Origin of the sequence: Nocardioides oceani, assembly GCF_030412965.1 — a bacterium.
Lineage (GTDB): Bacteria > Actinomycetota > Actinomycetes > Propionibacteriales > Nocardioidaceae > Nocardioides > Nocardioides oceani.
The window spans coordinates 1-278 of the sequence record NZ_JAUHJQ010000156.1; the positions used below are offsets into that span (position 1 = coordinate 1).

Here is a 278-nt window from a genome sequence, read left to right on the forward strand (position 1 = left end):
TTGCGCTGATCTGAACAGAACCATACTGAATGCTGTAAAGTTCAGGGTCATCTGGGCTATCGTTTTCACATACACAATGCGCAGCGGTGAGAATAAATCTCTCATTCAAAATTGTACCACCACAAATATGTCTTAAAGTGTATCTCAATGAAACTACAGATGGAAATTCCCCTTCTACAGCATTTGTTCCATTAACTATCATCAACTGAGGAAACGCCGCACAAGCTGCAACCAAAAGAGTGAAAATAAGAAATCGAATCATTTTTATCTGATCTCCG

At 39.2% G+C, this 278-nt stretch carries 1 protein-coding gene; it reads right to left on the reverse strand.

Annotation, left to right across the window (positions count from 1 at the left end; translation table 11 throughout):
- The coding region (locus QWY28_RS23650) for a trypsin-like serine protease (protein WP_300955354.1) at window positions 1-278 on the reverse strand (278 nt) is incomplete at both ends.